Below are 21,726 nucleotides of genomic sequence, written 5' to 3'. Positions count from 1 at the left end.
ATCCCGTTATCTTTGGGCATGTTTCCAACCCTTTCACATCTTATTGAATATTTAACCGGCGTTAATATTCCTCTTCCCATACAAACCTTTGGCTTTTTTGTGGCTTTGGCTTTTATAGCTGCATACCTGGCATTTTCATCAGAATTGAAGCGTAAAGAAACAGAAGGATTGGTCCACCCCTTCAAAGCTAAGGTTACTGTCGGTGAACCACCTTCTGCAGCTGAAGTTGCATTAAACGGCTTTCTCGGCTTTTTAATAGGATACAAGCTTCTTGATGCTGTATTGCATTACATGGATTTTGTAAATAATCCACAGGAATTTATTTTATCCACCAGAGGCAGTTTGCTTGGAGGGGTTATAGTGGGGGCCATTTTTGGCTACATGGCTTATGCCGAGAAAAAGAAACAACAACTTCCTAAACCAAAGGTTACTGAAGAGACGGTTCATCCTTATCAGTTAATGAGTAGTATCGTGGTCTGGGCAGCGGTTTGGGGCTTTCTGGGTGCTAAGATATTTCATAACCTGGAGTACATTGATCAATTTATGAAGGACCCGATAGACGGATTGCTATCCTTCAGCGGCTTGACTTTTTATGGGGGATTGATTTGCGGCGGCGCCGCGGTAATTTATATCGCTAACAAACATGGAATTAAGCCTGCTCATATGTTTGATGTGGGTGGCCCGGGCATCATGATTGGATATGCGGTAGGCCGTTTGGGTTGCCACATGTCTGGCGATGGTGATTGGGGGATTAATAACCTTGCTCCCAAACCTTCCTGGCTTAGCTGGGCTCCCGATTGGGTTTGGGGATTCAAATATCCGCATAATGTAATTAGTGAGGGAGTCCCGATTAAAGATTGCGTAGGGAAATACTGTATGGAATTGCCATTTCCTGTTTATCCCACTGCCTTTTATGAGGTTGTCGCCGGATTTATTCTTTTTGCTTTAATGTGGTCTTTACGCAGAAAGATTAAACCGGCCGGGATGATGTTTTCAATATATCTGATTTTGGCTGGAATTGAGCGCTTCTTTATCGAAAAGATCAGGGTGAATTCTGAGTACCACGCCTTCGGGTTAGGGTTCACTCAGGCAGAACTTATTTCTGTAATTATGGTTATTGCAGGTATCGCCGGAATTATCTGGGCAATAAATAACCATAGGAAGTTGCAGCCAGTAAAAGCATGAATTTAGAGATTTTAACCAAGGAAGTTGTCGCGTTATCAAAAGAGGTTGGCGCTTTTATAAGAGACGAAGCCCGGAATTTTAAGTTAAGCGACATTGAATATAAGGGACACAGTAATTTGGTGTCGTACGTTGATAAAACAGCCGAAGAAAAAATTGTTAAACGATTAATTGAATTGTTGCCGGAAGCGGGATTCATAACAGAGGAGGAGACAATTAATAAAACCGGTGATGTGTACAACTGGATAGTCGATCCACTGGACGGTACCACTAATTTTTTGCACGGATTACCGGTGTTTTCTGTAAGCATTGCTCTGGAACAAAATAAGGCACTCGTTTTAGGTGTGGTGTATGAGATTAACCTCGACGAATGTTTCTACGCATGGAAAGAGGGCGGCGCCTATCTTAACGGAAAGTCCATACAGGTTTCTCCGCATAGCGAATTCTCAAAAACACTTATTGCTACGGGCTTTCCGTACTACAATTTCGACAAAGAGGATGAGTATCTTAAAGTTGTTAAAGAATTAATGCAGCAATGCCACGGGATCAGGCGAATGGGTTCGGCTGCTGTAGATATGGCTTATGTGGCCTGCGGAAGGTTCGATGCCTATTTTGAGTATAATATTAACCTTTATGATATCGCGGCTGGGGCGGTGATTGTCCGTGAAGCGGGCGGTACAGCGTTTAACTTTTCTGGTGAAGATGAGTTTCTTAAATCCAGGGAAATGATTTCATCAAACGGGAAGATAGGAGAGGCGATGAAAGAGGTTATTCAAAGGCATTTTTATTGATCGCTTGAGAATTATTTTACGATTTTCTCAGGCAGATCGTTTAGTCATTAAATGACTGAAAGCTATTCCGTTATTTACGTCTCCCCTAAAGTCATCCGATGACTATTGGAGGGCGCCTCTTTAGCACAGTAAAAAACCTATAAGGTTTTGGAAACCTTATAGGTTGCTGGTCTCTTACATCGCTTCAGAAACCACTTCCTGAACTTCAGGAACCATTCGTTTTAACAAACTTTCAATTCCGGCTTTTAGGGTAAACGTCGAAGAAGGACAACCGCTGCATGAACCTCTTAACTCAACGGTAACCACACCGTTTTCGAACGATTTATAGCTGATTGCTCCTCCATCCTGTTCAACTGCCGGACGAACATAATCATGCAAGATCTGTTGGATTTTTATCTCTTGTTCTGTTCCTTCAAAAGCCGGAGCTTCATCAGAGTTGGCAACTTCCTGAATCTTTAATTCCGACTCGACTGCGCCTTTTACGAACTCTTTCAAAATCGGCTCAATGTCGACCCATTCTGCATCGTCAGTTTTAGTGACAGTTACAAAATTGCTGGCGAAGAAGACACCATTTACGAAGTTGAATTTATATAATTCTTTTGCAAACGGAGATGTTTCGGCACTCGCTGCTGTTGGATAATCAACACTTCCGTTTAATAAAAGCTTATTTACCAGAAACTTCATGGTCGCCGGGTTGGGCGTAGTCTCTGTATATACGTTAATATTACTTGCCATTGTAGCCATATTATGGTTCTTTACAACACAAATCTACCAAATTTCGAACCAGTTAATAGGGTCTCACCAGGTTTTTACTTCAGCATGACTGCCTTAGTTAATTCCGGTATATGTTGTTGGACTGATACGTTTAATCTCCTCTTTTACGCTGTCAGAGACATTCAATGTTTTTACAAACTCTGAGATGGTTCCGGCATTTACTTTTTCGTTGGTCCGGGTAAGCTCTTTAAGGGCTTCATAAGGGTTCGGATAAGCCTCGCGGCGTAAAATGGTCTGAATCGCCTCTGCTACTACAGCCCAGTTAGCGTCCAGGTCGTTTGCAATAGCGTTCTCGTTAAGCAATAACTTGCTCAAACCTCTTTGAGTTGATTTTATGGCGATTAAACTATGAGCCACCGGCACGCCAATGTTTCTTAAAACTGTTGAGTCTGTCAAGTCGCGTTGCAGTCTCGACACAGGGAGCTTAGCAGCCAGATGCTCAAACATCGCGTTAGCTAAACCAAGATTACCTTCGGAATTTTCGAAATCTATAGGATTTACCTTATGTGGCATGGCCGATGATCCCACTTCGCCGGCTTTAATTTTCTGACGGAAGTAATTCATCGAAATATAGGTCCACATATCACGGTCTAAGTCCATGATGATATTATTTATCCGTTTCAGAGCATCACACTGTGCTGCAAAATTATCATAGTGTTCTATCTGTGTAGTATATTGAGAGCGATGCAATCCCAAAATATTGTTCACAAAGTTGTTGGCGAAATCTCTCCAGTTTATCTCGGGATAAGCTACATGGTGAGCATTGAAATTACCTGTCGCTCCGCCAAATTTTGCTGAGTAAGGGATAGTTTTAAGCTGCGCCACTTGCGCCTCCAGACGTTCTACGAAAACTAATATTTCCTTGCCCAGGCGAGTTGGTGATGCCGGCTGACCATGCGTATGAGCCAGCATAGAAATGTTCTTCCATTCTTCCGCCCGCGCCTTTAGGTTTCCGATCAGCTCGTTTAATGCCGGCAGATAAGTTTTTTCGATAGCGAGTTTGAATGAGTGAGGAATGGATGTATTGTTAATATCCTGAGAGGTGAGTCCGAAGTGGATGAATTCTTTTGATTCGCCCAGTCCCAATTTGTCAAATTCTTCTTTAATAAAGTATTCTACTGCCTTTACATCATGATTGGTAATGCTTTCAATGTCTTTAATCCGCTGGGCATCTTCCTGGTTAAAATTTTTATAGATGCCTCTTAAATCGTTGTAGCTTTTCTTCGGAAAATCTCGTAACTGCGGTAAAGGTAACTCGCATAAGGCGATAAAGTATTCTATTTCTACATACACCCTGAACTCGATCAATGCCGCTTCTGAAAAAAAGGCAGCAAGTTCCTGGGTGGTTTTGCGGTAACGTCCGTCAACCGGAGAAATAGCATATAAAGGCGATAAGCTCATGAAATTGAAATTTTGCGCAAGTTACATTTTTCGCCAGACACCTCTACAATTCCAATTGCGATTAAGTCTCCCGAAAATTTCTTTCGGAAACTTTGGATTTGAAAAAAGTTTCCATAGTTTTGCCGGTGTTATGGAGAAAATGTTTTAATGGAGTTAAGAGAAAGAATATTGTGGGAGGCGGATGAGCTGTTTCGTAAGTTCGGTATTAAGCGGATTACAATGGATGATATTGCCCGTGAATTGGGAATTTCGAAAAAGACGATCTATCAGCATTTTAAAGATAAGAACGAACTGGTTTATATTTTAATCCAGGAAATGCTGGAAATGAATATGAAAATGATGGATACAAGAACTGCTAATGCTGCCAATGCAATAGAAGAAGTTTTTTTAGTTGTAACACATTTGCAGGAGATGCTGTCTAAGACCAATCCTATGATCTTCTACGATTTACATAAGTATCATCCCGAATCCTGGTCCTTATTCAAAGATTTCAGGTTTTCGTATATGAAAGACTGCATTCTTAAAAATATAAAATGGGGTATTGACGAAGGATATTTCAGACCGGAAATAAAAGCCGAAATTCTTGCTTTGCTGCGATTGGAACAAGTGGATATGATCTTCAATCAAATTGTATTTCCGGCGGGGAAGTTTGTCATGCTGGAGGTTATGACAGAAGTAACCGAGCATTACTTATATGGGCTCTGTACATTAAAAGGACACAAGTTAATTAATAAATATAAACACATCACAGAAGAATAATAATAAGACCATGAGATTTACAATACTATCCATACTTATACTTCTAAGTTCAGTAACGCTGAAGGCGCAAGATGCCCAGCAAGGTAAAACGTTTACGTTTAACCTGCAGGAGTGTTTGGAGTATGCTTATCAGAATAACGATTCTTTGAAGAATGCGCAACTGGATATTGAGAGCGCGAAGTATAAGGTGAAAGAAACAATTGGAATTGGGTTGCCGCAGATAAGTGGGACAGCAAGTTTGCAGGACTTTCTTAAAATTCCGACTACATTAATACCTGGAGAAATTTTTGGGGAGCCCGGTACTTTTGTGCCAGCAAAATTCGGTGTTAAATACCAAAGCAGTGCAGGTATTACACTTAATCAACTTCTTTTTAATGGAAGCTACCTTGTAGGGTTACAGGCCTCCAAGACTTTTAGAGAGCTAAGTGAAAAGAATTATAACCGGACAAAAGCAGCAACTACAGTGGCGGTTACAAAGGCATATTATCAGGTGTTGGTTAGTAATGAACAGGCCCAACTTCTGAATGCTAATATTGCTCAATTGGCCCAGCAGTTAAAAGAAACCACCGAATTAAATAAGCAGGGATTTGTTGAAAAAATCGATTTAGACCGATTGAATGTAATTTACAACAATCTGGTTACTACGCGTGAGAACGTTTTAAGATCGCTGTTACTTGCTAATTACATGCTGCGTTTTCAAATCGGAATGCCGGCTACGGACAATCTTGTGGTAAAAGATAAAATAGCCGATATAAAAATTGAAAATGACCTTTCTTTAGTGGCTGATACAAGTGCATATAAGAAGCGTTTTGAGTATAGTTTGCTCGAAACCCAGGGAAAATTAAATGCTTTAAACCTAAAAAGGATAAAATCAGAGTATTTACCCACCCTGGCTGCATTTGGAAGTTCTTCTTATAATTATCAAGCTGACAAATTCAGTGAATTATACGACAGAAAGTTTCCGACGACTGTTATAGGACTCCAGTTGAATGTTCCAATTTTCAGCGGTTTTCAGCGATATCACCAGGTGAAACAGGCAGAAATTGAGGTTCGTAAATCTGCCAACGTACTTAATGTAGTTAAGAATGGACTTCTCCTACAGCAAGATGCTGCGCGTATCAACTACCAAAACAGTATTCAATCTTTGAACAATCAACGTAGTAATATGACATTGGCTCAAGAAGTGCTGCGGGTGTCCCGAATTAAATATCAACAGGGGGTAGGCTCAAGTATTGAAGTAACGCAAGCCCAAACGGCGCTTGAAGAAGCCGAGAATAATTACATACAGGCTTTATATAATGCATTAATTAACCGAGTAGATCTAGACAATGCCTACGGACGTATCCAATAACCTTATTATCAAAATGAATATGAAACACATAATTTATCTGGCAGTAATTTTAGTAATAGCTGCCTGTGGCAAGCCAAAAGATAAAAAAGCGGAACTAGCAGAACTGAAAAAGAACCGGATTGAGCTTGATAAGAAGATTGCAGCTCTTGAAAAAGAGGTCGGGGTTCAGACTGTTCAGGAAGTGGCTGATGTTGCCGTTTTGGAAGTCGTTCCGGCAACTTTTAAAAGCTTTCTCGAAATTCAGGGCCGGGTTGATGCTCAGCAGAATGTGCAGGTTAACCCCGAAGCCCCCGGTGTTATTACCGGAATTTACGTAACAGCAGGCCAGCGGGTTAGTCGCGGACAGGTTCTGGCACAACTTGACGACAAGGTGCTCCGCCAGAGCATTTCTCAGCTACAGAGCCAATTAGAATTGGCTAATTCATTATATCGTCGCCAAAAAAACTTATGGGATCAGAAGATCGGTACAGAAGTTCAGTTTCTGACCGCAAAAAGCCAGAAGGAAGGCTTGGAAAGGCAAATTGGTGTATTGCGTTCTCAGCAGTCGATGTACAAAATGAAATCTCCCATCTCCGGGACAGTCGATAAAATGGACCTTAAATTAGGTCAGGCCGTTTCGCCAGGTATGCCAGGCATCACGGTAGTGAATACCAGTGATCTAAAAGTGGAGGCTAATGTTGCCGAATCGTATGCCGGAAGGGTAAATCAGGGGGATGAAGTGGAAGTTATTCTGCCGGATGTTCCGGATAGCCTTAAAACAAAGGTAACCTATGCTTCGAGGGTAATCGATCCGGTTTCGAGAAGTTTTAATATTGAAATTAAACTTCCGGCCCGAAATGTATATCGCCCAAATATGCTGGCCGTATTGCGTATTGTGGATTATAAAATAAACAATGCGATCACAGTGCCGGTCAATGCTATCCAAAAATCAGAAACAGCCGATTATGTATTCGTGGCAGAAAACGGAAAAGCTAAGCGTGTAAACGTTAGAGCCGGAAAAGTTTCTGAGGGCAAAGCAGAGATTTTAGTGGGATTGAAAGCTGGAGATAAAGTGGTGATCAGCGGAATGCAGGATTTGAATGAAGGCGAATCTGTTAAGTTCTAACCGCTCTTTTTACGGTAATAAATAAGCAAAATGAAAGACGTTAATAAAGAGTTCGGTCCCTCGAGTTGGGCGATCGACAATAAAACGGCCATATATGTGCTGGTGGCGATTTTAACTTTGATGGGTTATTCGGCCTACCAGAACCTTCCTAAAGAAAATTTTCCGGAGGTAATTATCCCTAAAATTTTCGTAACCACGGTTTATCCGGGTACCTCGCCGGCAAATATCGAAAATCTGGTAACCAAACAGATTGAGAAACAGTTGAAATCGACCAAAGGATTGAAGAAAATAACTTCGAATTCTTACCAGGATTTTTCGATCATCACCGCAGAATTTAATACAGATGTGGAGATCAGCGAGGCGAAGCAACTGGTGAAGGATGCGGTAGATAAGGCTGATTTGCCTACCGATCTTCCGGATGATCCAGTGATTCAGGATATCAATCTTGCCGATTTACCGATTATGTACGTTAACGTCTCCGGTGATTATGACCTGAAGCGCTTAAAAGAATATGCGGATGATCTGGAAGATCGAATTGAGGGTCTGAAGGAGATATCGGGAGTTGACATTGTTGGTGCACTTGACCCCGAAGTTCAGATAAACGTTGATCTCAATAAAATGGCAGCCGCTCAGGTGTCTTTCTGGGATATTAACCAGGCAGTAGGCAATGAGAATCGCACTATTTCAGGAGGTACCGTAAAGATGGACGGAGTAAGACGTACCATCAACATCAAAAATGAATTTAAAAGTGCGGAGGAAATCGCCAATCTTATTATCAAAACTCCAACCGGAGGCTCGGTATATTTAAGAGACATAGCCGAGGTAAAAGATTCGTTTAAGGAGCAGGAAAGTTATGCCCGTCTTTACGGCAAAAACGTAATCACTCTGAATGTTAAAAAGAGGAGTGGTGAGAACCTGATCGAAGCCTCAGACAAGATCAACGCTTTAATCGCCGAAATGAAAGGGAAGGAGCTTCCCAGGGATCTAACCATCACTATCACCGGAGACCAGTCTGATCAGACACGGGTTACCTTGCACGATCTGATCAATACCATTATCATCGGATTTATTCTGGTTACGGTGATCCTCATGTTCTTTATGGGAGTAACCAATGCCTTGTTTGTGGCGCTGTCGGTTCCCTTATCCATGTTCGTGGCCTTCCTGACCATGCCGGCATTGGGAGCGTTATTCGACTTCAACTTTACCATGAACATGATCGTGCTTTTCGCCTTTCTTCTCGGTTTGGGAATTGTGGTGGACGATGCAATTGTGGTTATAGAGAACACTCACCGTATTTTTGATAATGGAAAAGTGCCCATTGTAAAAGCTGCAAAAACTGCAGCCGGAGAGGTTTTTCTTCCTGTACTTTCCGGTACTCTTACTACGCTGGCGCCCTTCATTCCGCTGCTTTTTTGGCCCGGTATTATCGGAGAGTTCATGTTCTTTTTGCCGATAACTCTTATAATAACGCTGTTAGCGTCGCTGTTGGTTGCATATATCATCAACCCTGTTTTCGCAGTAGACTTTATGCATCCGCATGACGAAAATTCACACGTTAAGCCAAGTTTCGACAAGAGTACAAAAAGGACCATGTGGATTTTTGCAGGATTGGCGGTCGTCTCTTATCTGATAAACTTTGGTCTTGGAAACTTCGTGGTGCTGATCGCATTGCTTTATCTGTTGAATCATTTTTATTTGACGGGTGTAATAGAGCGGTTCCAGAAAAAAACCTGGCCTGCTTTCCAGGATAAGTATGTTAATCTGTTGGTTTGGGCGTTAAAGCGCCCCCGAGCAATGCTTTTGTGGACAGTAGGCTTGCTTTTCTTTACTATCGCCTTAATGTTTGTTGTTCCACCTAAAGTGGTGTTCTTCCCAACAGCCGATCCTAACTTTGCTTTCGTCTATGTAACAATGCCTATTGGTACAGACCAGGCACGCACCAATGAAGTGGTGAAACAGGTAGAAGAAAAGGTTACCAGGATAGTTGGCAGAAATAATCCCGACGTCTCGTCTATTATTTCTAACGTAACAATTGGCGTAACAGATCCGCAGGATGAAGATCAGGGAAACTACACCAATAAAGGTAAAGTAACGGTGGCCTTTGTGCAGTATGGCAAACGTGTGGGTGAGCCTACGTCAACATATCTGGACAAAATAAGAGAGGCCGTTAAAGGTATTCCAGGAGCGGTTATTTCGGTAGCACAGGAACAAGGTGGTCCACCAACTGCCAAGCCTATCAGTATCGAAATTACCGGAGATGAGCTCGACTCATTAATTAAAACCTCCGAGCGACTGTTGAAGCATATTGAGTCGAAGCAAATAGCCGGAATCGAAGAACTGAAGTCTGACTTTCAGAACAACAAACCCGAACTTGTTTTTAATATTGACCGGGAAAGGGCGAATCGTGAAGGCATATCTACCTACCAGGTTGGTGGCGATCTGCGGACTGCTATCTACGGGATGGAAGCGTCTAAGTTCAGAGATGCAAAAGAGGATTACGAGATTAACGTAAGAGCACAGGAAAGCCAGCGCGACAATCTCGAGGCGATTCGAAATATGAAAGTAACTTATCGTGATATGGCTATGGGCGGTATCATTCGCCAGGTGCCATTATCGTCCTTCGCTCAGATTGATTACGTAAATACTTACGGCGGTATTAAGCGGAAACAAGAAAAGCGAATTATCATCTTGTCGTCCAATGTGTTAGGCGATTACAATCCTAACGAAGTTGTATCTAATATTCAGGCGGAAATTAATCAGTTTAATGCTCCAGACGGTGTAACAATTAAAATGGCTGGTGAACAGGAAGAACAGATGGAGACAGCCGCATTTTTAGGTGGGGCCATGCTTTCAGCTTTAGGTTTGATTTTGATTATCCTGGTGATGCAGTTTAACTCTGTAAGCAAGCCCTTAATTATTCTCAGTGAGATTCTGTTCAGTATAATAGGGGTACTTTTGGGGATAACAATATTCCAGATGGATATGTCGATTGTAATGTCTGGAATAGGAATCGTTGCCCTTGCGGGGATTGTTGTTCGAAATGGGATTTTGCTTGTTGAGTTCACCGATTTGATGATTGAACAGGGTATGAGTGTAAGGGAGTCGGTTATTGAAGCGGGCCGCACCCGGATGACACCCGTGTTGCTTACTGCCACAGCAACGATGCTGGGATTAGTACCGCTCGCTGTCGGATTAAATATCGACTTCGCCAAGTTTTTAAGTACAGGTAACCCTCATCTTTATTTTGGGGGGGATAACGTAGCTTTCTGGGGGCCTTTGTCATGGACAATGATCTTCGGATTGGCTTTCGCTACATTCCTGACTTTGGTTTTGGTTCCATGTATGTATCTGCTGGCTGACAGTAATTCGAAAAGAGTAAAAAACGGCTTCAAAAAAGTGTTTGCTACTTCTAAAAAGACAGATTAGACATCTAGCGCACCCTTAATAGTTAACCTTAATAAAATGAAAAGCTCCACTTTTGGAGCTTTTCGCTATTTGGCAGTACGTCTTGCGGTAAAAATATCCATAATACGGGCGACTTTTGCACCTTCGCCTGCATCGCAAGGGTTGATATCTGTATCATTGTTGAAGTATCGTATTATTTGTTCTATCATCGGTTGTTGTATGTGTTGAGGATGGATGAAATTAAAGGTTCCAGTCTTTCCGTTTGTGATTATCTGACAGAAGTTTCCGTGAAATGGAAAGCATACTTTTCCCTTCGCACCAACAATCTCGCAGAGGTCTTTTGATTCTTCGTTTGATACATTAAAGCACCAGAGCGCCTTGCAAATGACATCATTCGCAAATACCAACTCTCCGGAAACAATGTCGTCGGCGCCGCTGAGTTTCGCCTGATTAGCGGAATACCCCGAAATTTTTACCGGATCACCAAAGAAATATAACATCAAATCAATGTGATGGGGTGCCATGTCGTGAAACAAACCGCCACCCGAAATCTCAGGGTTTGTACGCCAGTTAACTTCTGTGCTGGCAACCAACTCTGTTTTTGAAGGTTGTAGGAACTGAATGGAGACGAACCGGATGTCGCCAATTTCTTTAATAAGCTCTTTCACCTTATTGAACATCGGCAGCGCTCTCCGGTAATGTGCTACCGTAAGCTTGGTAGAATACTTCTGTGATGCCTCTATCATCCGGAGACATCCTTCTTCCGACATCGCCATCGGTTTCTCTACGTACACCGGTTTGCCCGCTTTTAAGGCGGCTATTGTATATTGCTCGTGAGATGCAGGAGGGGTTGCAACATAAATGGCGCCCACTTCGGGATCTTCAATCAGTTCAATAGCATCAGAATAGAATTTGGGGACATTATGACGTTTGGCATAATCTTCTGCCTTAGCTGTATCACGCCGCATAACCGCCTGCAATTTCGACCCTTCAACTTTGTTGAAGGCAGGCCCGCTTTTAATTTCAGTGACATCACCACAGCCAATAATTCCCCATTTGATACTCATAACATTTTTCTGCAAAGATATACTTTGAACTTTTCTTTGTGAATGTCGTATTTATAGTAGCTTTAAATTAATAATAGAGTATATTTCTCAATGGTTAATATTCTGCTTGGTAGTAGCAATTTCTTGTCAGTTGCTGAAAGCCCGATAAACTCTTTTTGAAAAAAATTGTTAAGATGATATTTAGTTCGGGATACTGCCTCTGCATTTAGATAAGTCACCTGAATATTTACAAAATTATTTTATGATAACTGATAAAACTTATTTGTCGGCAATGGAAAAGTATAACTTTCCAAAAACCTTAACGGGAATTAAAGGACTTGACGAAATTACCGAGGGTGGTATACCTCAAGGCCGCCCTACATTAATTTGCGGCGGTCCTGGTTGTGGCAAAACCCTTATGTCCATAGAATTTATTGTACGGGGAGCTGTTGAATATAACGAGCCTGGCGTGATCATGGCTTTTGAAGAAAAAGCTGAAGAGCTAGAAATGAATGTGGCCTCGCTGGGATTTGATCTCAAAGCCCTTCGGGATAACAAGATGATCAAAATAGATCATGTTCACATTGAGCGAAGTGAAATAGAAGAAACAGGGGAATATGACCTGGACGGACTTTTTATTCGGTTAGGTTACGCTATTGATAGCATCGGCGCCAAGCGCGTGGTGTTAGATACTATTGAGAACCTTTTTTCTGGCTTGAACAACCAGGCCATACTCCGCTCCGAACTGCGAAGGCTTTTTCATTGGCTAAAAGAAAAAGGCGTAACAGCAGTGATCACCGGCGAGCGTGGCGACAATGCTCTCACCAGGCAGGGGCTTGAGGAATACGTGTCAGACTGTGTAATTTTACTTGAACATCGGGTAATTAACCAAATTTCGACACGGCTGTTACGTGTGGTAAAATACCGTGGTTCGGTTCACGGAACCAATGAATATCCATTTTTGATTGATAAAGATGGGATTTCGGTGTTGCCTGTAACATCCCTATTGTTAGAAAGTGAGGTCTCATCGGAGCGGGTATCGTCAGGTATTCCAAGTCTGGATAAAATGCTGGAGGGAAAAGGCTTTTACCGGGGTAGCAGTATTCTTGTATCAGGTACAGCAGGTACCGGAAAAACGAGTATCGCAGCCTCCTTTGCTAATCAAGCCTGCTTAGATAAGAAAAGATGCGTGTATATGGCTTTCGAGGAATCGCCTAAGCAGATTGTTCGAAACATGAAATCTATTGGGTTTGATTTGGATAAGCATGTAAGTGAGGGGATTCTGGAATTTCATGCGTTCAGGCCTACCCTCTACGGGCTCGAGATGCACCTTGTAGCCATTCATAAAATAATAAAGAGATTTAAGCCGCAGGTGGTTATTCTTGACCCCATTACAAACCTTATTACGGTTGGCTCCGTAAGTGAAGTAAAGGCCATGTTAATTCGTCTGATTGATTTTCTTCAAGAAGAGCAAATTACTGTTATGTTTACAGCACTTACTCTTAACAATATCGTAAATGAGCAGACGGATGAGGGAGTATCGTCATTAGTAGATGCATGGTTGCTGGTACGGGATATAGAACTGAATGGGGAGCGTAACCGTGGACTCTATATCATGAAATCGCGAGGTATGAAACATTCCAACCAGGTAAGGGAATTTGTTATAAGTGATGAAGGCTTGAATCTGGTTGACGTGTATTTAGGTCCGGAAGGCGTGGTTGTCGGATCCGCAAGAGAAGCGCAAATATTGTCCGAAGAAACTGGAAAAGCGCTTCATGGTCACGCGTTGAGCAGAAAAGACCGCGAGATATTGCGGAAGAAAACCGTGCTTGAAGCACAGATTGCCAATCTTCGTACCGAATTCGAATCGGTGGAGGAGGAATTAAATAAAGTATATATGGAGGAAGAGCTTAAGAAGGAAATTCTGGAGCGTAACAGACAGGAAATGACCAAAATCAGAAGAGGTGCGGATGGAGCGAATGAGGCCTCTGATAACTCAAAACAGTAATGATAATGGAAAGTATAGATCAAACCTGGGAACTTCGTTTGTATATTGCGGGCAAAACGCCAAAATCGGTCACCGCTTTGAATAATTTAAAGAAATACTGTGAAGAACATTTGCAGGGAAAATATCAAATAGAAGTGATTGATTTACTGGTACAGCCGCAATTGGCCGAAGGAGATCAGATATTTGCGGTCCCGACTTTAGTAAGAAAGGTGCCCGTGCCAATACGAAAGATTATCGGCGATTTATCCAATGAGGAAAAGGTACTGGTTGGTTTAAATATAGTGCCTTTAAACAAAATTTGACGTGCATAACCACTCCAAGAAAGAAGATACTAAACCCGCTGAGGGGCGGGAAATATATTTTCTGAAGCTGTTTGTAACAGGGGCATCGCCTAATTCAATAAGAGCTATTTCAAATATTAAAAATATTTGCGACTCGAATCTTAGGGATAGTTATGAGTTGGAGATCATAGATGTATATCAGCAACCTCTTATGGCAGAGCGTGAGCAGATTATTGCTCTGCCCTTACTGGTAAAAAAACACCCTCTGCCAGAGAGAAGGTTGATAGGCGATTTATCCGACACGGAAAAAGTATTGAAAGGGCTTGGAATAATAGATTCTGAGAAATGACAAAATCGGTTGAGCAATTGGAGCGTGAGTTATACGAGCTTCGACTAAAACTTGATGAAGCCAACGAGACTATCGAAGCTATCCGTACTGGCCAGGTAGATGCCCTTATCGTGCAAAATGAAGATGGACATCAGCTTTATACACTCAAAAACGCTGATCAAACCTACAGAGTCTTCATCGAAAAAATGAACGAGGGCGCTGTAACTTTGAACCGGGAGGGCATTATTGTTTATAGTAATTCGAGTTTTGCAAATGCACTTGAAATACCTCTGGAAAAAGTAATTGGTTTGTCCTTTATTGACTTTATGGCGCCAGAATCGCGCGAAGGCTTCAAATCTTTACTTGAATGTTCCTGGGAGAACGATTGTAAAGCTGAGCTTTACCTGTTAAATTCATCAGGCGAACCGATTCCATTTCTGTTATCACTCAATACACTCGAGCTTGATGAGGGCACATCCATGAGTGTGATTTTAACAGATCTTACCTCTCAGAAGAAATCGCAAAAATTACTAAAAATAAAAAATGAGGAGCTCGAAGAGGCACAACAAATCAGTGTCGCTTTGAATAACCAGTTGGAAGACACCGTTAAAAAGAGAACCAACGAGTTGTTTTTGAGCAGAGAGCATTTTAAAATGCTTTCGAACAACATATCGCAAATGACCTGGACAAACCTGCCGAACGGGGAGGTCAATTTTTTTAACGAACGATGGTATGAATACACTGGCTTAACGCTTGAGCAAAGTAACGACTGGGCTGCGGTGGTTCATCCCGACGATTTAGAAAGGACCCTGTCCAGGTTTTCTACTGCACTCAAAACTGGTGGGACCTTTGAAATAGAAAACAGGTACAAACGATATGATGGTAACTATCGCTGGCATTTAAACCGCGCCAACCCCTTAAGAAGTGAAACCGGAGAGATCCTATTTTGGGTGGGCACGGCAACTGATATAGAAGATCAGAAACGTGCAATGGAAAAAAAGGACGAGTTTATTGGAATTGCGAGCCATGAACTTAAAACTCCTCTTACCAGCCTTAAGGGATATCTGCAATTGATTGGATCGTACAAGAATGAGCCTGTACCCCCGAGAGTTAAACAGTTTGTCGGAAAAGCAGACGAAGCCATTGGTAAATTACAGAATTTGGTGAATGATTTGTTAGATGTCAGCAAAATTCAAAAGGGAAAGCTGCAATTCAGTAAATCTACACTCAATATCACTAATGTTATTAATTCCTGCGTGGAGAGTGCTACGCATATCTATCCTACATACAACATTTCTGGCCAGGTAGAGGACGGACTGTTTGTGAAAGGCAACTTCGAGCGTCTGGAACAAGTTTTAATGAACTTTATTAGTAATTCTGTTAAATACTCGCCTGTTAACAAGGACATTGTTGTGAAAGCCGAAAGACATAGTGACTTTGTTCAAATCTCTGTTTCTGATGATGGCATAGGCTTGACAGACAGTCAGATGAAGCGGATTTTTGAACGCTTCTATAGGGTTGATGATAAAAATTTCTCTGCCAGCGGCTTAGGCATGGGTTTATATATATCTTCTGAAATTATTAAGGCCCATAACGGTACTATTGGCGTGAACAGCAAATTTAATGAAGGGTCAACTTTTTACTTCAGGCTGCCGGTCCTGAATCCTTGAGCCTTAATGTCTTGCAGTTTAATCTATTCGAATATCGCGCTTTCGTCCTTTGCATCTTTAACCTAAAATTTGGTATATTTAATTCCTTTTTTCAAAAGATGTGAATTCAGAACCGGCATTATTTATCGCAAGCGTTAACGTGGTATGATGCAAAAGTCTTACCTGAATATTTTCTTACCGATCGCATTATGTTTCTTGCTTAAGACCACGTCTTTCGCTCAGGGAACTTCTAATGAGGGAACAGATTTTTGGGTGGCTTACGCCGGTCACGTAGACGACCATGGGTCCAGGTTAACCTTGTTCCTAACATCGAAAGTTAATGCCACCGTAAGTATAAATGTGGGCGGGACGTTATATACATCTAACGGTTCGTCGTCGGTTTCTCTTACCGCGAACCAGCCCAAGGCGATCTACATCAATCCTAATGATTACCTCAACGTCTACGTTGATACATATGATGGACTTGAGATGCATCCCGGAAAGGGCATCCATGTAACATCTGATAAACCGATTGTGGTGTATTCACATATCTCGCGAGGGGCACGCTCTGCTGCCTGCCTGGTTTACCCCACCAAAGCCCTCGGGCATGAGTATTTCGCTATCTCTTACGATCAGCTTGCCGATTTTAATGAGATCAGGGCTTCTCAGTTTACCGTTGTCGGTATTGAGGATGATACGGAGATTGAAATCATCCCTTCCCAGGATAGCAGGTGGTTGCCATTGCGAAAGGCCGGAGAAGCATTTATAATTACATTAGACAAGGGTGATATTTATCAGTTTCAATCACGAACCGATATTACCGGGTCTAGTTTGCGTACCGTAAACGGCTGCAAGCCATTTGCCGTATTTTCAGGAAGTTCAAAGACAGGCTATTGCGAGGCGGGAAATGTGGTTACTCCATCATCTCCATCCGGTCAGGATAATTTATATCAGCAACTTCTCCCCGTATCTGCCTGGGGCAGAAATTTTGTTACTGCTCCTTTTTACAACAGCCTAAACGGTAACGTCGACATTTATCGTATCCAGGTAGCTAACGACAATACTACGGTAAGTGTAAATGGTTCCACAACGCTGGCAGGCAGCACTTCGTTGTCTAATCCTTATGCAAAAGGAAGTGTGATCACATTTGTCAGCCAGAGCCCCCAGATGATAAATGCCAACAATCCAATCAATGTAACGCAATTCCAAACTTCCCAGTCCTGCAACAGCCTGAATTCTCAGAGTCCCCCGCAATCTCCGGCTGTACCCGGCGACCCGGAGATGATCATATTAAATCCTATTGAACAAACGCTGAAGGATATTACGGTTTATTCTGCAATCTCGACCAATGAGGCACCTACAAACATTCGCAGCCATTATATTAACGTTATCATTAAAACAGCAGATATCCCTTCGTTTTCCATCGATGGGATGAGTTTTAGCTCTAACACGCCTAACACAACCTTCGCGCTGAACAAGTTTGTAAAGATCAACGACCAATACAGTTATCTCATTGCGGATGTAACTGCGTCTTCACAAACAGGCAACCCGAGTCACCGCATTCGCGCAGACGGAGGCTTTGTTGCAATTGCTTACGGATATGGGAGCGTCGAATCGTACGGATATTTAGCCGGCTCAGACCTCCGGAACTTAAATCAATTTATACAGCCCGAAAATGCGCTCACAAATGCGCCCGTAACCAGTGGTTGTGATGCAGAACCCCTGAAGCTTTACGTTGTGCTGCCCTATAAAACCAATAGCCTGAAATGGGATCTTGGCGACGGAACCGGTTTGAAAGCAGATCCAAATCCGGATGCCCATTATACTACAGAAACCATAAATGGGGTTTTATCTTATAAATACAGATATTTCGACGATGTCGTTACTTTCAAATCGGCCGGTATTTATACTGTAAATGTAATGGCTGTTAATCCGGCGCCGATTGGGTGCGATGCTAACGAAACCGTAACACTTAGCCTCACTATTTCGAGTCCCCCAACGGCTAAATTTTCAACTATACCAGAGGCCTGCGAAGGTAGCTCGGTGGCGTTTACGGATGTGAGTGTTGGCAATGGGCTTGAAATTGATAAATGGTACTGGGACTTTGGCGATGGAAGTCCAATTGAAATTCGACGAAACGGAGAACCTTTTACCCATGTTTATACTAAGGCAGGTGACTATACGGTTACTCTGACGGTCGAGGGAATCTCCGGATGTCAATCGGTTCCGACGTTACCCCAGATTATTCATATTATCGAATTGCCGGGAGCCAAATTTTCTCAGGTAGTATGCCAGGAAGCAAAATTTACTGACGAATCTGCTCCGGTTGAAGGGAATATCATAAAATGGACCTGGAACTTTGGCGACGAAGAGTCGGGCCTGAACAATACCTCCGATCAGCAAAACCCGACGCATGTCTTTTCCAAAAGTGATCAGTTTATCGTGCAGCTAACCGTCGAAACAGATAAAGGCTGCGTGAATTCGGTTTCGTCAATAGTTTACGCCATGCCGGTCATCGAGTCTCTTGAAGATATTACTATTCTACGCGGCGGAGAAAAGCTGTTAAGTCCGGTTATTGTAGGGAAGGGCTTAAAATATAAGTGGACACCTTCTGCCGGATTAAGTAGTGATTCGATTCCTGATCCTGTGGCTTCGCCGCAGGAGGATACAGAATATACTCTCACTGTTAGTGCCGAGGGAACTTGCGCCGTTGTTGATAAGGTGCGGGTTAAAGTAGTCGAACCTGAAGTGCCAAATGCCTTTTCGCCTAATGGCGATGGAATTAATGACCGATGGGCAATTAAGTATTTGGAAACTTATGTAAATGCAAGCGTTCAAATATTTAATCGGTACGGACAGAAAGTATTTACGTCCGGCAGCGATCCCTGGGATGGGACCTACAATGGAAAGGAAATCCCGATAGGTGTTTATTATTATATCATCGAACCGAATAACGGTAGAAAGCGAATGGTGGGCTCTATAACTCTGTTGCGATGAGAAAGTTTAGAGAACTTGTTGCTTTTTTGACCGTGATGGCAATTGCGACGCCAGCAATCGCACAGCAAAAACCACATTATACACAGTATTTTCAAAATATGTCTGTGATAAACCCGGCGGTAACCGGTATGTATCATGATATCACGGTCAGAACAGCTTATCGAACCCAATGGCTTGGACTCGAAAGCGCCCCCAAAACGAGCTACTTAACGGTGAGTAAACCGATAAATATCGGAACTTCAAGGAGCGGCTTTGTGGATTACGGCGTCGAAGAACCAGCCACAAATTCGGATAAACTGGGATATTTATCCTCGTCATCTCATCATAGTATCGGACTAGTCGCTCTGAATGACGAAACGGGGCCTATAAACAGAACGACGGTCAATTTTACATATGCTTATCATATCAACATAAGTGATGTTGCGAATCTTGCGGTCGGTGTTGGCGGCGGTGTTAACCGGCTGGCTCTTAATACTTCGAAGCTGCGTTTTGAAAATCCTGAAGAGCCGCTTATAGCCGACGGTGGTAATATTATTCAATGGTTGCCAGATTTAAACGCGGGGTTCTACTTTTATTCGGCAAATTTCTTTTTAGGAGGTTCCGTACAACAGGCACTTAGCAGTAAAACGGTTTTTGCATACGATTTTAAATCAGGCAAAGAGGTGCCTCACTATTTCCTTACTTCAGGTTTTCGCATCTGGTTTAAAGAGGATTATTCGATAAGCCCTTCCGTGATGCTAAAATATTTGTCTCCTGCTCCTCTAGCATACGATCTGAATCTGAAAATCGGCTACAGAAATAATCTGTGGGTTGGGGGCTCATATAGAAAGAATGATGCGCTGGCGGCCATGTTCGGCTTCAATGTTGCAAAGACGGTGAGTCTGGGTTATTCGTTCGACAATTCTACGTCTCCAATCAGAAATGTTTCCTCTGGTAGCCATGAATTAGTGCTAGGTATTAATTTTTAAGATAAACCTGATACTGTATTGGCGTATTGGCGACCGGGAAGCAAAATCAGAGCTCGCGCCGAAGCCTCGCCACCGGGATATTCATTGCTTCCCTGTATTTGGCAACGGTACGGCGGGCAATATTGTAGCCTTTTTCTTTAAGGATTTCGGTTAATCGCTCGTCGGCAAGAGGGTGTTGTTTGTCCTCGTTACTGATGCATTCTTCCAGGATTTTCTTTACCTCTTTGTTTGATACCTCTTCACCGCTCTCCATCTGAATGGCTTCAGAGAAAAAAGACTTTAAAAGAAAGGTTCCAAATTCGGTTTGAACGTATTTGGAGTTAGCTACCCTCGACACGGTTGAAATATCCATCCCAATCTTGTCGGCAATATCTTTTAAGATCATGGGTCTCAGATTTCGCTCATCGCCCGTCAAAAAGTATTCGTATTGATATTGCATGATGGCGTTCATCGTTTTGAGCAAGGTTTGTTGGCGCTGTTTAATAGCGTCTATAAACCACCTGGCCGAGTCAAGCTTCTGTTTTACAAATTGAACAGCTTCCTTCAATTTTTTATCTTTTTGCGAAGCTTTATCGTAATGCTCAAACATTTCTTTGTACGAGCGGCTAACTCGTAGCTCCGGAGCATTTTGAGAATTCAACGTTAATATCAAAGTGCCTTCATTATTGCTGATGTGAAAGTCCGGAATTACCTGCAGCTGCTTTGTGTTCGTTTCTCCGGCATCTCCCGGCTTCGGATTGAGTTTAAGAATTTCAGCTATCACTTCTCTTAATTCAACCGAATCCATATTAAGAGACCGTTCAAGTTTGTCGTAATGCTTCCTTGTGAATTCATCAAGGTAGTTTTCAACCACCTTAATTGCTTTTTGTATAACGGGCGTCTGCTCTTTTTTTCTAAGTTGAATTAAAAGGCATTCCTGCAAGTCGCGGGCACCTACACCTGCGGGTTCAAAAGACTGGATTAGCTTCAGCATATCCTCAACTTCTTCTTCCTCAGCTATAACATTCTGGGAGAACGCCAGGTCATCTAATAATGACGTGATCGACCGCCGAAGGTACCCGTCATCGTCCAGGCTGCCGATAATTTGACGGCCAACGGCGAAATCTTTGTCTGATATCGGAGCTAAATCAAGTTGTTGCTGAAGGGTTTCATAAAACGATGACTGAATAGCGATAGGCATTTCTTTCCGTTCTTCCTCGTCGTCTCCGTTCTGCTCGTATTTAGATCCGTAGTCGTTAATGCTGTCCTCCTGTAGATAGTCGTCTACATTAAACTCATCAAACTCGTCGTTTCCGGTTTCTTCTGCATTAAATTCTTGGGTGTCAGGGTCCTTGTCGGGATATTCCTCTACCGGGTCATTTAAATTTACAAGGCTAAGATCTTCAAGAGCAGGGTTTTCTTCAAGTTCTTCTTTTATTCTCGCATCGAGGCCTACAGTGGGTATTTGTAGCAATTTTATAAATTGTATCTGTTGCGGAGATAACTTTTGAAGTAATTTCTGTTGTAAGTTTTGTCTTAGCATATTTTCAAGAGCCCCAAAATTACTAAAATGATTATTAAGTAGGGCGGCAACCATAGCCTTTCGGCTTAATTTGGCTAATTTGGTAACGCAAATATTCAATAAAAGATTTTAAATTTTTATTAAAGCCTTTCTGGTTTAGTTATTGGTTTAATTTACAGT

The 21,726-nt window shown here is 42.4% G+C and carries 16 protein-coding genes; 12 read left to right on the top strand and 4 right to left on the bottom strand.

Features of this window, described 5'->3' with window-relative positions:
- The first annotated feature begins 18 nt into the window (after positions 1–18).
- Together J3P43_RS12395 and J3P43_RS12390 are read left to right on the top strand one after the other, a co-directional pair.
- A complete protein-coding gene (locus J3P43_RS12395) occupies positions 19–1,185 on the top strand; it encodes a prolipoprotein diacylglyceryl transferase (RefSeq protein WP_255902837.1) in 1,167 nt (388 codons plus the stop codon).
- Positions 1,182–1,973, top strand: coding sequence for an inositol monophosphatase family protein (locus J3P43_RS12390; RefSeq protein WP_255902835.1), 792 nt, complete (start codon positions 1,182–1,184; stop codon positions 1,971–1,973). The genes J3P43_RS12395 and J3P43_RS12390 overlap by 4 nt, the downstream gene beginning before the upstream one ends.
- Positions 1,974–2,147: 174 nt before the next feature.
- Here J3P43_RS12390 and J3P43_RS12385 read toward each other — a convergent pair whose 3' ends face one another.
- The gene (locus J3P43_RS12385; RefSeq protein WP_255902833.1) at positions 2,148–2,708 is read right to left on the bottom strand and encodes a NifU family protein; all 561 of its coding nucleotides are present in this window, start codon (positions 2,706–2,708) and stop codon (positions 2,148–2,150) included.
- A gap of 93 nt (positions 2,709–2,801) precedes the next feature.
- Positions 2,802–4,148, bottom strand: coding sequence for an adenylosuccinate lyase (purB, locus tag J3P43_RS12380; RefSeq protein WP_255902831.1), 1,347 nt, complete (start codon positions 4,146–4,148; stop codon positions 2,802–2,804).
- Positions 4,149–4,295: 147 nt separating this feature from the next.
- On the opposite strand from purB, the gene J3P43_RS12375 reads away from it, so the two are divergent.
- Genes J3P43_RS12375 through J3P43_RS12360 form a run of 4 tightly spaced genes read left to right on the top strand, consistent with a single transcriptional unit; the run spans position 4,296 to position 10,789 of the window.
- Complete coding sequence (locus J3P43_RS12375) at positions 4,296–4,907, top strand: TetR/AcrR family transcriptional regulator (protein ID WP_255902829.1); 612 nt, start codon at positions 4,296–4,298, stop codon at positions 4,905–4,907.
- 10 nt (positions 4,908–4,917) lie between these two features.
- The gene (locus J3P43_RS12370) at positions 4,918–6,258 is read left to right on the top strand and encodes a TolC family protein (RefSeq protein WP_255902827.1); all 1,341 of its coding nucleotides are present in this window, start codon (positions 4,918–4,920) and stop codon (positions 6,256–6,258) included.
- A 19-nt stretch (positions 6,259–6,277) separates the two neighbouring features.
- On the top strand, positions 6,278–7,363 hold the full coding sequence (locus tag J3P43_RS12365; protein WP_255902825.1) for an efflux RND transporter periplasmic adaptor subunit: 1,086 nt from the start codon (positions 6,278–6,280) through the stop codon (positions 7,361–7,363).
- 30 nt (positions 7,364–7,393) lie between these two features.
- Positions 7,394–10,789 (top strand): efflux RND transporter permease subunit, encoded by a 3,396-nt coding sequence (locus J3P43_RS12360; protein ID WP_255902822.1) that lies wholly within the window; start codon positions 7,394–7,396, stop codon positions 10,787–10,789.
- 65 nt (positions 10,790–10,854) lie between these two features.
- Here the strand turns inward: J3P43_RS12360 and J3P43_RS12355 are convergent, their stop codons facing one another.
- Entirely contained in the window at positions 10,855–11,835 is a 981-nt protein-coding gene (locus J3P43_RS12355) for a Gfo/Idh/MocA family protein (protein ID WP_255902820.1), read from the bottom strand.
- 241 nt (positions 11,836–12,076) lie between these two features.
- On the opposite strand from J3P43_RS12355, the gene kaiC reads away from it, so the two are divergent.
- From kaiC to J3P43_RS12325, 6 genes are all read left to right on the top strand, one after another.
- Positions 12,077–13,822, top strand: a complete 1,746-nt coding sequence (gene kaiC, locus J3P43_RS12350) for a circadian clock protein KaiC (RefSeq protein WP_255902818.1) — start codon at positions 12,077–12,079, stop codon at positions 13,820–13,822.
- 5 nt (positions 13,823–13,827) lie between these two features.
- Entirely contained in the window at positions 13,828–14,124 is a 297-nt protein-coding gene (locus J3P43_RS12345) for a circadian clock KaiB family protein (protein ID WP_255902816.1), read from the top strand.
- Position 14,125: 1 nt separating this feature from the next.
- On the top strand, positions 14,126–14,452 hold the full coding sequence (locus J3P43_RS12340) for a circadian clock KaiB family protein (protein WP_255902814.1): 327 nt from the start codon (positions 14,126–14,128) through the stop codon (positions 14,450–14,452).
- On the top strand, positions 14,449–16,101 hold the full coding sequence (locus tag J3P43_RS12335) for an ATP-binding protein (protein ID WP_255902812.1): 1,653 nt from the start codon (positions 14,449–14,451) through the stop codon (positions 16,099–16,101). The genes J3P43_RS12340 and J3P43_RS12335 overlap by 4 nt, the downstream gene beginning before the upstream one ends.
- Positions 16,102–16,245: 144 nt before the next feature.
- Positions 16,246–19,077 (top strand): PKD domain-containing protein, encoded by a 2,832-nt coding sequence (locus tag J3P43_RS12330; protein WP_255902810.1) that lies wholly within the window; start codon positions 16,246–16,248, stop codon positions 19,075–19,077.
- The gene (locus J3P43_RS12325) at positions 19,074–20,045 is read left to right on the top strand and encodes a PorP/SprF family type IX secretion system membrane protein (RefSeq protein WP_255902808.1); all 972 of its coding nucleotides are present in this window, start codon (positions 19,074–19,076) and stop codon (positions 20,043–20,045) included. The genes J3P43_RS12330 and J3P43_RS12325 overlap by 4 nt, the downstream gene beginning before the upstream one ends.
- A 46-nt stretch (positions 20,046–20,091) precedes the next feature.
- On the opposite strand, the gene rpoN is transcribed toward J3P43_RS12325, so the two are convergent.
- Positions 20,092–21,567, bottom strand: coding sequence for an RNA polymerase factor sigma-54 (gene rpoN / locus J3P43_RS12320; protein WP_255902806.1), 1,476 nt, complete (start codon positions 21,565–21,567; stop codon positions 20,092–20,094).
- Between the last annotated feature and the right edge of the window lie 159 nt (positions 21,568–21,726).

It is taken from the genome of Paradesertivirga mongoliensis (assembly GCF_024436395.1).
Taxonomy (GTDB): domain Bacteria; phylum Bacteroidota; class Bacteroidia; order Sphingobacteriales; family Sphingobacteriaceae; genus Paradesertivirga; species Paradesertivirga mongoliensis.
This window is presented reverse-complemented; position numbering and strand designations above follow the sequence as displayed.

Bases quoted from the DNA above. Each gene is read 5' to 3' on its own strand.
- J3P43_RS12395 (WP_255902837.1), top strand. From the start codon at position 19: ATGTTTCCAACCCTTTCACATCTTATTGAATATTTAACCGGCGTTAAT.
- J3P43_RS12390 (WP_255902835.1), top strand. From the start codon at position 1,182: ATGAATTTAGAGATTTTAACCAAGGAAGTTGTCGCGTTATCAAAAGAG.
- J3P43_RS12385 (WP_255902833.1), bottom strand. From the start codon at position 2,708: ATGGCAAGTAATATTAACGTATATACAGAGACTACGCCCAACCCGGCG.
- purB (WP_255902831.1), bottom strand. From the start codon at position 4,148: ATGAGCTTATCGCCTTTATATGCTATTTCTCCGGTTGACGGACGTTAC.
- J3P43_RS12375 (WP_255902829.1), top strand. From the start codon at position 4,296: ATGGAGTTAAGAGAAAGAATATTGTGGGAGGCGGATGAGCTGTTTCGT.
- J3P43_RS12370 (WP_255902827.1), top strand. From the start codon at position 4,918: ATGAGATTTACAATACTATCCATACTTATACTTCTAAGTTCAGTAACG.
- J3P43_RS12365 (WP_255902825.1), top strand. From the start codon at position 6,278: ATGAAACACATAATTTATCTGGCAGTAATTTTAGTAATAGCTGCCTGT.
- J3P43_RS12360 (WP_255902822.1), top strand. From the start codon at position 7,394: ATGAAAGACGTTAATAAAGAGTTCGGTCCCTCGAGTTGGGCGATCGAC.
- J3P43_RS12355 (WP_255902820.1), bottom strand. From the start codon at position 11,835: ATGAGTATCAAATGGGGAATTATTGGCTGTGGTGATGTCACTGAAATT.
- kaiC (WP_255902818.1), top strand. From the start codon at position 12,077: ATGATAACTGATAAAACTTATTTGTCGGCAATGGAAAAGTATAACTTT.
- J3P43_RS12345 (WP_255902816.1), top strand. From the start codon at position 13,828: ATGGAAAGTATAGATCAAACCTGGGAACTTCGTTTGTATATTGCGGGC.
- J3P43_RS12335 (WP_255902812.1), top strand. From the start codon at position 14,449: ATGACAAAATCGGTTGAGCAATTGGAGCGTGAGTTATACGAGCTTCGA.
- J3P43_RS12330 (WP_255902810.1), top strand. From the start codon at position 16,246: ATGATGCAAAAGTCTTACCTGAATATTTTCTTACCGATCGCATTATGT.
- J3P43_RS12325 (WP_255902808.1), top strand. From the start codon at position 19,074: ATGAGAAAGTTTAGAGAACTTGTTGCTTTTTTGACCGTGATGGCAATT.
- rpoN (WP_255902806.1), bottom strand. From the start codon at position 21,567: ATGCTAAGACAAAACTTACAACAGAAATTACTTCAAAAGTTATCTCCG.